Below are 13,865 nucleotides of genomic sequence, written 5' to 3' on the forward strand. Positions count from 1 at the left end.
GGTTATGCAAAAAAATCTGAAGAATTATAAGAGCCTACTGGTCACCGTTGAGCAGCATAGCGCGACGGTAACTTTAAACCGTCCTGAGATACGTAATGCCTTTAATGATGAAATGATTGCCGAGCTGACGGATGTATTTGATCAGCTTGGTGCAGATGATGACGTTCGTGTCATCGTCTTAGCGGCTGCTGGTAAGGCGTTTTGTGCCGGCGCGGATCTTAATTGGATGCGTGCGATGGCAGATTATAGCTATGAAGAAAATTTAGCCGATGCTGATAAACTCGCGCAAATGCTCAAGACCATTTATGAGTGCCCTAAGCCAACGGTTGCCGCTATCCAAGGTGACGTCTATGCAGGCGGCATGGGCTTGGTAGCCGTTTGTGATGTGGCCATTGCGGTTAAAATCGCCAACTTCTGCCTCAGTGAAGTGCGTTTGGGATTGGCGCCAGCTACTATCAGCCCTTATGTCATACGCGCATTAGGTGCTAGAGCCTCGCAGCGTTATTTCTTAAGCGCGGAAGTATTCGATGCCAAAAAGGCGCGGCAGTTAGGTTTTATTCATGAGCGCGTCAGTGAAGAATCACTTGATGAGGCAGTTGCTCTATTCTGCGCTACAGTGGTCAAAAATAGCCCAGAAGCAGTCAAAACCTGTAAGCGCTTATTGCATGAAGTCGCGGGTGCACCGATTACCGATGAGCTAATTGCTGACACCGTCAAAGGTATTGCTGATATTCGTTCATCAGAGCAAGGCAAAGAAGGTGTGCAAGCATTTTTACAGAAGCGAAAGCCTGATTGGCTGACAGCAGATTAATAGTAAAAGAGACTTTCAGCAAATTGACGATAAATTAACAATAAATATTATTTAATTTAAACCAGTCGTATGTGAATATCAGCATATATTTTTATTATTTATCAATGTAAAAAACGATAAAAATGACAAGACACAGGGATAGTTATGTTTTCTAAAATTCTAATCGCCAACCGTGGTGAAATTGCCTGCCGAGTTGCCGCGACTGCCAAGCGTTTGGGCGTAAGTACCGTTGCTGTTTATTCTGATGCTGACCGTGAGGCTAAGCATGTCGCTGTCTGTGATGAGGCTGTTTATTTGGGTGGTTCGGCTCCTAAAGACAGCTACCTCAAGGGCGATGCTATCATTGCGATTGCCAAAGCAACTGGCGCACAAGCGATTCATCCAGGTTATGGTTTTTTAAGTGAAAATGCGGATTTTGCGCAAGCTTGCCAAGATGCTGGTTTGGTCTTTATCGGTCCATCGGCTGACGCTATTCGCGCCATGGGCGGAAAATCCGAGTCTAAGCGACTGATGGAAGCGGCTGGCGTGCCACTGATACCCGGCTATCACGGTGAAAATCAAGAAGTAGAATTCTTACAGCAGCAAGCAGACAGTAACGGCTATCCGGTATTGATTAAAGCCAGTGCTGGCGGTGGTGGTAAAGGCATGCGTATCGTTGAACAGAGCAGCGATTTTATTGACCTACTAGACTCATGTCGCCGCGAAGCGATTACCAGTTTTGGTAATGATCAAGTACTGATTGAAAAGTATGCCCTAAAACCACGTCATATTGAAATCCAAGTATTTGGTGATACCCATGGCAATTATGTGCATCTGTTTGAGCGAGATTGCTCGGTACAGCGTCGCCATCAAAAAGTATTAGAAGAAGCGCCAGCACCGGGTGTTGACGCGGCGATGCGTGAAGCAATGGGAACCGCTGCCATTGAAGCCGCGCGTGCGGTCAATTATTTTGGTGCAGGTACGGTCGAGTTTATCGTTGAGCAACGCGAAGGCGCAATGAATTTTTATTTTATGGAGATGAATACCCGTCTGCAAGTTGAGCATCCGGTTAGTGAAGCCATCTCTGGGGTAGACTTGGTTGAATGGCAGCTACTAGTAGCTGCAGGTCAGCCATTGCCGAAAAAACAAGAGGAGCTAGCGATTAACGGTCATGCGATTGAAGCACGTATCTGTGCTGAAAATCCTGACAATGAATTTCTGCCAGCGACGGGTACTTTATTCACTTATCAAAAACCTGAACACAGCACCTTCAATGTTGCAGATGTGCGTATCGACGATGGCGTACGCGAAGGCGATGTGATTAGTCCGTTCTATGATTCGATGATTGCAAAGCTCATCGTTCATGCACCAACGCGCGAGCAAGCGTTGGCCAAACTTGACCGTGCACTCGCGCAAACGCGCATCGTCGGTCTGCCAAATAACGTCGCATTTTTGCGCTACATCATGAATACCGAGTCGTTTAGCCAAGCCAATCTTGATACGGCATTGATAGAGCGTGAGGCGGACGAGCTATTTAATCAGCATCCGCTTGAATTATCAACGCTTGTCGTTACTGCTATTACTCAGCAGCTTGCCAGTGAAGCGCCAACGCAAGGGTCAGATCCGTTTAGCAAACCGACAGGTTTCCGTGCTTATAGCGACTACACAAGATCGTTTGGCTTGGTTTATGATGAGCAATCTTACGCTGCTCGTATTAGTCATTGGCACAATGCAAATTGTTCTGACGGCAAAAAAGGTACTGAAAATCTGAGTAGCTTTACGCTGGTCATTGAAAAAGAAATCGCTCACACTCAAGATAATAGCAATGCTAATGTAGCCGCCCAAACAGAAAGGGTTTATGAAGGGCAAGTCAGATATAGCAGCATTGACGAACACAATCATACGTTATGGTTAGATGAGGCACGTATTAGTGCCCAAAGCTGGGTACATAATGAGACCGTCTATGTATTCACCGATAGCGGTCGTGACGAAATTACACTGATCGACATCATGGCGCACGTCGGCGAAGAGAGTGCGGCGGTTGGCAGTTTAAAATCACCAATGCCAGGTCAGGTCGTCGCCTTTAAAGTAGCCGTTGGTGATACTGTGAAAAAGGGCGAGCCACTTGCGGTTATCGAAGCAATGAAAATCGAACATACCATTACCGCCCCGACCGATGGTGTGGTGGCAGAATTGTTATTTGGCGCCGGTGACTTGGTTGCCGATGGCGATGAGCTATTGCGTATTGACAGTGCAGATAATAAGTAAAAAGGATGATAAGCATGAAGCACTCGTATCCAGAACACGTCACCATTGTCGATGTCAGTCCACGTGATGGTTTGCAAAATGAAGCCATGACGGTACCAACGGCGGTTAAGCAAAGGCTTATCGATGATTTAATCGCAGCAGGTGTCAAAAAGCTTGAGGTGACTAGCTTTGTATCGCCAAAGTGGGTGCCGCAAATGGGTGATAATCGCGCGCTGCTAGAAGCATTAGCGCCCACACGCCATGCGGACGTTTGCTATTCGGTATTAGTGCCCAATATGCGCGGTTTTGAAAATGCCATCATGCATCGTCCTGATGAAATCGTTATCTTTGGCTCAGCCAGTGAAACCTTTAGCCAAAAGAATATCAACTGTAGTATCGATGAAAGTATTGAGCGTTTCGCGCCTGTTGCTGCCGCTGCAAAAGCACAAGGTATCAAAGTGCGAGGCGTTATCTCTTGTACGGTCGGTTGCCCCTATGAAGGCGAGATTGACCCAAGCCAAGTGGCTTATGTCACTAAACGTTTGGTTGAAATAGGCTCAGAGCAGATTGGCATTGCCGATACCATTGGCGTAGGTACGCCACTCAAGGTACAGCGCGCGCTGCAAGCCGCACTGGAGTACGCTGATATCAGCATGCTATCAGGACATTTTCACGATACCTATGGTCAAGCAGTTAGTAATACCTTAGCTGCCTTACAAATGGGTGTCAGTGAATTTGATACCTCAGTGGCGGGGCTTGGTGGTTGTCCATACGCTAAAGGCGCAACGGGTAATGTCGCCACCGAAGACGTCGTCTATATGCTGCATGGTATGGGCATCAGCACCGGCATTGATTTAGATAAGCTGGTCATAGCTGGCGAGCATATTAGTGAATTTTTATGTCGTCGCAATGGTTCAAGCGTGGCTCTTGCGTTAATTAATAAGCGTCAGGCTTAACTAACACTACTTTTAAAAACAGATTAAAATTCAAGATTTAAAACATCAAAATACAAGGAATGGTTATGAGTTTACCTGGATTGAATTTTCAGCTTGGCGAAGATATCGACGCCTTACGTGATATGGTGCAGCAGTTTGCTGCCAAAGAAATCGCTCCGCGTGCGGCCGAGATTGACAGTAGCGATGAGTTCCCAATGGATTTGTGGCAAAAGATGGGCGACATTGGTCTACATGGCATCACCGTTCCCGAAGAATACGGCGGCTCTGATATGGGCTACGTCGCGCACATGGTCGCGATGGAAGAGATTAGCCGTGCCTCTGCCTCTGTAGCACTTAGCTATGGCGCGCATTCAAATCTGTGTATCAACCAAATTAAACGTAACGGCAATGAAGCTCAAAAACAAAAATATCTGCCAAAATTAATCAGCGGCGAGTTTATCGGTGCACTCGCCATGAGTGAAACTGGCGCTGGCTCTGATGTGGTCAGTATGAAGCTGAAAGCCGAAGAGAAAGACGGTCATTATGTGCTAAATGGTAGCAAAATGTGGATTACCAATGGTCCTGATGCTGACGTGATGGTGGTTTATGCTAAGACTAATCCAGAGCTTGGCGCTAAAGGCATGACCGCTTTTATCGTTGAAAAAGGCATGAAAGGCTTTGGCACGGCGCAAAAGCTCGACAAACTCGGCATGCGTGGTAGTCATACTGGTGAGATGACTTTTAACAATGTTAAAGTACCCAAAGAAAATATCCTAGGCGGCCTAAACGAAGGCGTTAAGGTGTTGATGAGTGGTCTCGACTATGAGCGTGCGGTATTAGCAGCAGGTCCTATCGGTATTATGCAGGCGGTGATGGACAATGTCGTGCCTTATATTCACGACCGTAAACAGTTTGGGCAAGCAATTGGTGAGTTCCAGCTTATCCAAGGTAAAGTCGCAGACATGTATACCATCCTGCAAGCAGGACGCAGTTTCTTATATACCGTTGGTAAAAATCTCGATATGTTAGATAAACGCGGTGCGGGTCATAGTAGAGAAGTACGTAAAGATTGCGCCAGTGTCATTTTATGGTGTGCTGAAAAAGCCACTTGGATGGCAGGCGAGGGCATTCAAATCTTTGGTGGTAATGGCTATACCAATGAGTATCCACTTGGTCGCTACTGGCGTGATGCTAAGCTGTATGAAATCGGCGCAGGTACCAGTGAAATTCGCCGTATGTTGGTTGGTCGCGAGCTGTTTAACGAGACAAAATAAAAAATATTTAGTTAAAAGTATTTAGGTATTAGTTATAACAAAAAAGCAGTACGTTTTAAGCGTACTGCTTTTTTTTGGTTCTGTTTTATAAAGACTTTCAGTAATTATGACTGTTTACTATGGTCAAAATAGCGTGCCAGACCATTTAATAATAAGTCATCACGAATACGCACTGGGCGATTAACGTGTTGGGCGATAATGGCTGCATCGCCACCGGTCATAATGACTTCAAAGTTGGGATGACGATGGCTAATCTCATTTATCGCGCCAACGATAGATAGTAATATGCCGCGATGTACCGCATCTTGCGTGGTAATGCCCTGACTGACATTGTCAAAGGTACCGTTAGAGATGGTGATTTGCTTGGTACCAGAGAATAGTGACTCACGCTGCAGGTAGATGCTAGGGAAAATGTAACCGCCTAAATGCTCAGCGTGGTCAATCAAATCAATCGTCACCGCTGTACCGCAGCCTATCACACATTGACGTTTGGTTTTATCTACCGCGCCCAGCATTTGCAGCCAACGATCACAGCCGAGCTGCTCTTCATTATAAGCGCTTTTCATCAGCGGATAATTGGCATCGACATGGACAAATTCAAACGGGATATTAAGGCGACTTAAAGTCTCTGAAACTTTAGCATTGAGATCATTGCCTAGCACTGATGAGATACCGATAAAGTCAGGTGCATAACGCTCAAAGCGATCGGTCAGACCCATAAGTAATTCTGCTGGCGCTTGCAAATGTTGCTTGGCATCATGCGCGACTATCTGCCCGATATCGTCGGTCAGCCAGTATTTAAGGCGAGTGTTTCCCAGATCTAACCAGAGCATAAAAATCCCTTTATATAGTGCCCGTTGGGTCTTTGATTTAAGCCTTATTAATAACGTCAATGCGTCCGGTAAAAAGCGCAGAAATCTTACCGTTATCTTGACGTAATTGCAAACATCCATGTGTATCAATACCGCAAGCATGACCTGTTAGCGTGTCTGACTGACCGTTATGTTCTTGAGTAACACGCAAGCGTAATCCGGCCAATGCATCCATCGAGTCAAATTGTTTTAAAAAGCTGTCCAAATTATAGCTTTGACCAGTGGGCTTCTCTAACCCTAAATGCTCAAAGCGCGTCATCGCTGCCATTAACGCCTTACTCATTTGCTGATAAAGCTCGCGTAAGCTTGGTAGACTGCTTGCCCGTGTTTCTGTCATTAGTACCCGCTCGATATCCTGTAAGCTAATGGCTTGATAGCTCATGCCTTCACAAGTTTGCGCAGTTAGCTTGGGCGTTGCCTGTACATTAAGTCCTACGCCCATCACTACGCCAACCAGCTTGCCAGCTTGGGTGACTGGTTCTATCAAAATTCCTGCAAGTTTATGAAAAGGTGATGTTTGTGCTGCTGGTTCAGCCTCATCTAGCGCTGCGTTAGATGGAGGTTGATAAAAGCCCAAATCATTAGCCCATTTTACTCCGATTGGTGTCAATCCTTGCGCGCGTAATCGTTCGTTTAGCGTTTGAATAACGGGCATCTTAGCCAGTTCAACGCCAATAATTAACGACAATAAACCGCTAATCGGCATATGCACTGGATGATATAAAGACAGATACACATTGCCGCGCGGTGATTGCCATGAGCGTCCTCGCTGCCCCCGTCCTGCGCTTTGGGACTCAGCCGTTAATAGATGCAATTCCGTGGCGTTCAGCGTACCATCCTGTACTGCTTCTATCAGCTCGCTATTGGTAGAAGCGCTGCTAGTGACGTGACGATGGGTAAGCTCAGATAAATGGACAGAGGGATTGGTTGGTGACGGCATAGATATAGGTAACGGCATAAATTTAGTCGCTTTGGTTCATATAAGGTTTAATCTAGTCTTTAAGATAGCTTTTGATATACTAACGCGATTGTTAAGAATGATAGCCATCGGCAACATTGTCACAACTTGGATACTAATTACGTGAAGGCGTTAGTTATTATCATATAAAAACAGCCATAATAAAAGGTAGCGCTATGATGTTGTATGTGTGGTTTGTCATTGCAGGAGCGTTTGCTGGGGTTAGCGCAGGTCTATTTGGCGTAGGCGGTGGCATGATTATTGTGCCTGCTTTGGTATGGATTTTTACTGCCTATCATTTTCCACCAGAAGTGGTGACTCATCTGGCAATCGGCACGTCACTGGCGACTATCGTAGTAACTTCTATTAGCTCCTTGACTGCGCATAATAAGCGCGGCGGTGTACGCTGGGAAGTATGGCGCAAAATGGCATTGGGCTTGGTCATTGGTAGCCTCGTTGGTGCGGGTGTTGCTGATATGATTGATGGTAAAGTATTGCAAGCCATCATCGGTATCGGCGCGTTATTAGTCGCTTTAAAGATGTTGTTCTTTGCTAATAAAGAGCAGTTAGGTAAACCATTACCATCAGCTGGCGTGCAATTTGGCGCGGGTACAGGCATTGGTATGGCGTCGTCTATTTTCGGTATTGGCGGTGGTAGCTTAACGGTACCGTTTTTAAATTGGGCGGGACTACCGATGAAGCAAGCGGTTGGCACTTCAGCAGCTTGTGGCTTGCCGATTGCATTGGCGGGCGCAGCAGGATTTGCATGGTTTGGTCAAGACGTGATTAATTTGCCTGAAGGTACAATAGGCTTTGTGCATATTACTGGGTTCTTGTGTATTTCAGTCGTCAGTTTCGCTATGGCAAAAGTCGGTGCTAAGCTTGCCCATGTATTGCCTGCACTCATGCTTAAACGCGCTTTTGGGGTATTGCTATTATTTGCGGGCGGGCAGTTATTGTTAAGCGGAATTGGGGTAATTTAAAGAAATACTATTTCTTATCAATCGCATCAAGCCCCAAACGCATCCACTTTCTTGCTACCTCATCATGGTCGCTGAGCATACTCCACAGTGCATCTTCACTAAAGATAGAGTGCTCTTTACCCGAGTAATCAATGGGCAGATCCGCTTCACGGTCTGTCATCCATTGCGGATTGAGATAGTAATCTTTCAACTCATTTTGCAAGGCTTCAGCGCGCAAAAATTGCTGCTGCGCCTCTAGCTGTTGACGATGCAGCTCACACCATTCTTCATATTTTTGTTGTAGTTCTTGACGATTATAATCAGTCATTTAAATGCCCTTAATTTTTATTATTTAGATGAATGCTGCAAATTTTCAGCACTATTATAGCATTCCTTACAAACCCTAAAAACCTAGCCTAATTTGAGGTAGAATAGCCGCCTGTTTTTGCTAAGTTTATCGATTCTTCATGCGCCTAAAATCTCTCAAGCTGGCAGGCTTTAAATCCTTTGCCAATCCAACGACTTTTACCTTTCGTCATGGCATTACCGCCATTGTCGGACCAAACGGCTGTGGCAAATCCAACGTCATCGATGCCATTCGTTGGGTGCTGGGCGAAACCTCTGCCAAGCAGCTACGCGGTGGGGCGATGAGTGATGTCATCTTTGCCGGCACGCAAGATAAAGCCGCCAAAAGTGTTGCCAGTGTCGAGCTGACTTTTGAACATACCCAAGATGAGCAAAATGGCATTCGCCATGAGTTTAATCTCTATCAAGAGCTATCCGTTCGCCGTCAGGTAAATTTGGAGGGACGCTCGGACTACTTTATCAATGGTACGCGCTGTCGTCGCCGTGATGTGGTTGATGTATTTTTGGGAACTGGGCTTGGCGCGCGCAGTTATGCGGTCATCGAGCAGGGTATGATTGGGCGGATTGTTGAATCTAGCCCGTTGCAGCTGCGTGAATTTATCGAAGAGGCGGCTGGGGTTTCGCGCTATCAAGCGCGTAGGATAGAGACGCAAAAGAAGCTCGAGAAAACCCAAGATAATTTAGTACGTCTACACGATATTCAAAGCGAGCTGGTCAGCCAACAAAAACGCTTATCTAAACAAGCCGCCAGTGCTGAGCGTTATGAAGAGTTAGCGTTAGCGCTTGCTGATATCAAGCAGCAACTTGCCATTCAGCAACTGTATCAAGCCAAGCATAATCAGCAGCAGCAAAAAATAGCTCATGAGCGGAGCGCTAATGAGGTCACCACATTACAAGCGAGCTATGAAACGCTAAAAGCCAAACAAGATAAGCTTGCTGCCCATATTAACCAAGAACAATGGCTAAAAGACGATGCCCAAAGTAACCACTATCAGCAGCAGCTAAGCTATCAACAAGCAGAACATCAATTAGGTGATGCTAAATCACAGTTAAACGCTATCGCACAGCAGCTTACGAGCTTAGAGCAGCAGCGACAGCAAGCGGTGGCTGAAATTGAGCGCTTAAAAACTGAGCAGGCTGAGCAACAAAATGTACTAGAAGACTTGCGCCCACAGCTTAGCGAGCTAACCAATAAACGTGACACGCATAAACACAACGAGCAACCATTGCAGCGCGCATGGCATGATGCGCAAAACCAGCTATCACGCCTGCAAGACAAAGCGCGCGCATTTGAGCAGCAGCAAGCCATTAATAGCCAAGCCCAAAAACGCCAGCAGCAAAACCATGATAAATGGCAGCGACGTCAGCAAAACTGGCAAACTTTATGGCAGCAATTACAACATTCACTATTATTAAATAATAGTACTGATAAACAAGAAAGGAATGACGTTGAATCGCTACATTTAACATTAGATATGCAAGTTACTGAGCTAAATAAACAGCTGCAACAGATTGAGCGTCAACAAGACAGTATCGATGAACGCCTGTCTGAGCTACAACCGCAAGCGCATGAGTTACAGCAGCGTCTAAACACGCAGCAGCGCGAGTTAAGCGAGGATGAAAAACGTCACGCGGTATTGGCAGGTGAGTACGATACGCTGCATAAGATATTGCATCCTAAGCCACTACCAAAATCGCAACAGCAAGCATCTATTTCAGGAACTGACAATTTAAAAGCTGATTTAGAAAGTAGCCACGTCAATGACTCTGTAAATAGCTATAACGAATTAGCCATTACCACCTTACGTGAACAGATTGAACTAAGCGCAAAAGGGCAGCAGCACGCAGAATTACTCGATAGCGTATTGGCGTTATGGCTCGATAGTCATGTGCTGATTTCTAAGCAAACGAGCAGTGAAAAGATTAATGATGACTCTCAAAAGATAAATAGCTTATGGCAAGCCCTTGCGCAAGATTTAAAAGATTTATTTACTTATCAGACGGCACAAAATGAGTATAACAACGCTAATGCAGAGGATAATTCACTACTAGAAAATGGTCATAGCTTATGGTTATCTGATACGAAAAATGAGTTAGCTACAAAGCCACTGCTTAGCGAATTGCCTGAGAGTTTAATTGATAAAGTACAGCCTTTATCACAGCTGATTAGCGCACCTAACTTAGCGCTTTGGCAGCACTGTTATTTATATATTGTGCAATCTGAAATTAATCATCAGCAGACGCTTGATACACTTGCTGATATTTTAAAAGCACTGCCATCATCATCTATTTTGCTAACGTCTGGTGGCTGGATTATCAGTCGTCAGGGTACGATGAATCTCAGCAAGTTTGCTAATGCGCAAGATGGTCAAAATGAGAGCAATAACCAATTCTTAAGCCAGCGCTTACAGCAGCGTAGCCGTTTGCAAGCGTTAGAAGATTTGCTTGATGAGTTTGAGGTCAAAATACAAGACCAGCAAAAGGTGATTACTGATAACCAGCGTAACTATGATGCCTTGACGGTTAGCTTAGAAGAAACGCGCGCACAAGCTGAGCAATTGATCCGTGATAAGCATCAATACCAGCAAAAGCTGACCACCGAGCGCGCCAATGTTGAGCGCATCCAAGCGGATAGCCAACGCCTCAATGCTGATAAAGCCGCTCTTGAACAAGAGCAGCAAGAGCTTGCGCAAGAGCAGCAAGCCCTCAATCAAGAGCAGCAACATATCCAAAGCGAGATAGCATTATTAACGCCACAGATAGCGGATGCTCGTGCATTAAGTCAGCAATTGCAGTCCGAGCGTAGTGAACTAAATCGCGCGCGGCAGACGGATGATGATGCTTGGCAAGCTTTGCAGCTTCGTATTCAACAAAGCGAGATGCGTTTAGAGCATAGCGTTAGTAGTCTTGCGCGGGCAACCGAGCAATATGAAAAATCGCTACAAAGCGAGCAAAGTCTAAAGGCGCAGTATGAGCAGCAGCAAAACAAACTGCCAGCCTTGCAAGCAGCATTGCAGACGGCACAAACGGCGCGCGATGAGCAGCAAGTAGTATTAGCAGGCCGCGAAACCGCATTAACGGTGCTTAAACAAGAGTATAGTCAGCAGCAAGCAGAGCTAGATACGCTGCAAAATACCTTGCAAGTGCAGCAAAGTGAGCTTGCGCGTCTCGCCACCGATTTGGCTCTAAGCATGGCACGGCTAGAGGATGCTAGCAGCCATACGCAAGAAGCGCTAGATGCTTACTATAATGTGAGCCATAAATATAAATCGGACATATCACAGCACCCGCAGCAAATGATGAGTGTCTCAAATTTACTGGCGGATTTTATCGCTCATGATCGCCGTGTGCGTCCAGATAAAATCGCTGAACTTGAGTCCGAACGTACGAAACTTGAGCAGCAATTAGGTAAAATTGGCGCAGTTAATCTTGCCGCCGTGGCAGAATTGGCTGAGGTCAATGAACGCTTAGAGCCGCTTGCACAGCAGACAGCGGATATTGCAGCCAGTATGCAGACGTTGACGGAGGCCATTGCATCGATTGATGAGACTACCAAAACCTTGTTTATGCAGACGCTCGATGCGGTCAATAACGAGCTTGCCAACTTGTTTGCCAAAGTTTTTGGTGGTGGGCAAGCCAGCTTAACGCTAAACACTGACGACATGCCTACTAATGCACCAAAATCAGAGCAGTGGCGGGCAGGACTAACTTTAATGGCACAGCCGAAAGGCAAGCGTAATAGCCGCTTGGCCGTACTTTCAGGCGGTGAGAAAACATTGACCGCACTGAGTTTGATTTTTGCGATATTTAAGCAGCACCCCGCACCGTTTTGTGTGCTTGATGAAGTCGACGCGCCACTTGATGATGCCAACGTTGCTCGCTTTACCAGTTTGATTCACGAGTTAGCAGACGATTTGCAGTTTATCTTTATCAGTCATAATAAGCTGACGATGCAGATTGCTGATGAGTTGAAAGGCGTCACCATGCCAAGCGCGGGTATTTCTACTTTGGTCAGCGTCTCGCTCGATGAAGCAGCGCGTTACCTTTCTGATTAAGAGCAGCGCACAGTAGCAAAATAATTGATAACTGGCAGCGATAGTCGGTGGTATAGTTAAGGCTGAGGTCATAAGGTCACGCAAGTGTATCAGCCTCACGGTAAACGATGACTATATGGTGACGATATTAATCAGCCATGCTAGACTATTGCCATTTATTCCCTCTTATGTATTCCCTTTTGTCATATATTAGGATGTATTTCTCATGACCGCTATCCAGTTTATATTGATCGCCATTGCCGCATTTATCGTGCTCGCAGGGCTAATTATGGTCATTCGCAGCTTTAAACGGCGCAAAACTGCTGAGGCTGCCGCGGTCAATTATGATAAAAATGGTATTCCCATTATTCCGCGTCATGAGCGTAATATCGTCGAGCAGCCAGACTTAGATGATACGGTCGCAGGCGAAACCAGTATCGCCCCTGATCGCAGTTATCTTAATGCCGTCGTTGAAGAAGAGCCTTTGAGCCAATCTCATACCAATATCGATGCCCAGCTAACGGCTGCCCGCCATGATATTAATGATGATAGTAGTGGCATGATAAATGACGCCGACTATACGCGCTGGCAGGACAAGCAGCAGCGCACTGACAACAGCGAGTTCACGGAAGTAGCTGAACACATGCATATCGAGCAAGAGCCGGATGCATTTTCAAGCCTTATGTCAGCAACAGACAGTTTGATGCCAGTGATTGATACCGCAGACGAGCCAAGCTTTGATAATAATAGTCCGATACTCGATCAGCATCTCTCAGAGCCGGTTGATGACGCGCAAAACGGTCCATTAATTAACGCCAAAGACAATATCAATATCACCATCTTGCCGCACCAATACCGTGACCGCCCAGCTGCGGTAATTCGTGGTCGCGATTTATTGGCGTTAATTGATAAATACGGTCTGCGTTATGGCGCGATGAATATGTTTCATCGCTATGAGCAAAAAGACGGTACGGGCATGCTGTGGTTTAGCATGATGGGCATCACTGATAGTGGTATTGCGCCTTTTGATCCGCATAGCGTGGCGACCAATAATTATAATGGTGTAGTGGTATTTTTATCGTTGCCACATCCACAAGCCTTGCGCAGTTTTGATAGTATGATGAGTATTGCTTATATGATGGCAAGCGATTTAGACGCCGTTATGCTAGATGAAGAGAATGATCCAATCACCCCTGAATACAAGCAACAACTACGCAACCAAGTTCGCGATTATGAAGGTTAGTTTTAACTGATTCATACAAGCTAAGTAATATTAGTAGCAGTGAAAAAGGCAAATAGCGCTTGACGTTATTTGCCTTTTTTAGTTTTTGGTTGATGAGCGTTTCATTCGTCTGATTTTCTATAAACTTGGTTTTCTACAGAATCGGTTTTCTACAGAATTAGTTTTCTACAAAATGATATCCGCA

10 protein-coding genes are annotated in these 13,865 nt (G+C 45.8%); 7 read left to right on the forward strand and 3 right to left on the reverse strand.

Annotated elements, in window-relative coordinates; all coding sequences use genetic code 11:
- Positions 1 to 4 precede the first annotated feature (4 nt).
- The 4 genes from AC2FA3_RS04625 to AC2FA3_RS04640 all read left to right on the forward strand — a co-directional run bounded on the left by AC2FA3_RS04625 (position 5) and on the right by AC2FA3_RS04640 (position 5,246).
- Positions 5 to 811, forward strand: coding sequence for an enoyl-CoA hydratase/isomerase family protein (locus AC2FA3_RS04625; protein WP_490508538.1), 807 nt, complete (start codon positions 5 to 7; stop codon positions 809 to 811).
- A 144-nt stretch (positions 812 to 955) separates the two neighbouring features.
- Positions 956 to 3,058, forward strand: a complete 2,103-nt coding sequence (locus AC2FA3_RS04630; RefSeq protein ID WP_490508539.1) for an acetyl/propionyl/methylcrotonyl-CoA carboxylase subunit alpha — start codon at positions 956 to 958, stop codon at positions 3,056 to 3,058.
- A 14-nt stretch (positions 3,059 to 3,072) separates the two neighbouring features.
- The gene (locus tag AC2FA3_RS04635; protein ID WP_490508540.1) at positions 3,073 to 3,993 is read left to right on the forward strand and encodes a hydroxymethylglutaryl-CoA lyase; all 921 of its coding nucleotides are present in this window, start codon (positions 3,073 to 3,075) and stop codon (positions 3,991 to 3,993) included.
- 65 nt (positions 3,994 to 4,058) lie between these two features.
- Entirely contained in the window at positions 4,059 to 5,246 is a 1,188-nt protein-coding gene (locus AC2FA3_RS04640; RefSeq protein ID WP_490508541.1) for an isovaleryl-CoA dehydrogenase, read from the forward strand.
- Between the two features lie 104 nt (positions 5,247 to 5,350).
- Here the strand turns inward: AC2FA3_RS04640 and AC2FA3_RS04645 are convergent, their stop codons facing one another.
- Both AC2FA3_RS04645 and AC2FA3_RS04650 read right to left on the reverse strand, forming a co-directional pair.
- A complete protein-coding gene (locus tag AC2FA3_RS04645) occupies positions 5,351 to 6,079 on the reverse strand; it encodes a pantothenate kinase (protein ID WP_490508542.1) in 729 nt (242 codons plus the stop codon).
- 37 nt (positions 6,080 to 6,116) lie between these two features.
- Complete coding sequence (locus AC2FA3_RS04650; RefSeq protein WP_490508543.1) at positions 6,117 to 7,076, reverse strand: biotin--[acetyl-CoA-carboxylase] ligase; 960 nt, start codon at positions 7,074 to 7,076, stop codon at positions 6,117 to 6,119.
- A 176-nt stretch (positions 7,077 to 7,252) separates the two neighbouring features.
- Between AC2FA3_RS04650 and AC2FA3_RS04655 the strand changes: the two genes are divergently transcribed.
- Positions 7,253 to 8,059 (forward strand): sulfite exporter TauE/SafE family protein, encoded by an 807-nt coding sequence (locus AC2FA3_RS04655; protein WP_490508544.1) that lies wholly within the window; start codon positions 7,253 to 7,255, stop codon positions 8,057 to 8,059.
- 7 nt (positions 8,060 to 8,066) lie between these two features.
- Here AC2FA3_RS04655 and AC2FA3_RS04660 read toward each other — a convergent pair whose 3' ends face one another.
- The gene (locus AC2FA3_RS04660) at positions 8,067 to 8,366 is read right to left on the reverse strand and encodes a DUF4298 domain-containing protein (protein WP_490508546.1); all 300 of its coding nucleotides are present in this window, start codon (positions 8,364 to 8,366) and stop codon (positions 8,067 to 8,069) included.
- A gap of 139 nt (positions 8,367 to 8,505) precedes the next feature.
- On the opposite strand from AC2FA3_RS04660, the gene AC2FA3_RS04665 reads away from it, so the two are divergent.
- Together AC2FA3_RS04665 and AC2FA3_RS04670 are read left to right on the forward strand one after the other, a co-directional pair.
- Positions 8,506 to 12,459, forward strand: a complete 3,954-nt coding sequence (locus tag AC2FA3_RS04665; RefSeq protein ID WP_490508547.1) for an AAA family ATPase — start codon at positions 8,506 to 8,508, stop codon at positions 12,457 to 12,459.
- A gap of 205 nt (positions 12,460 to 12,664) precedes the next feature.
- Entirely contained in the window at positions 12,665 to 13,681 is a 1,017-nt protein-coding gene (locus tag AC2FA3_RS04670) for a cell division protein ZipA (RefSeq protein WP_490508548.1), read from the forward strand.
- Positions 13,682 to 13,865 lie beyond the last annotated feature (184 nt).

The organism is Janibacter sp. CoH_79_TC_3, assembly GCF_058197955.1.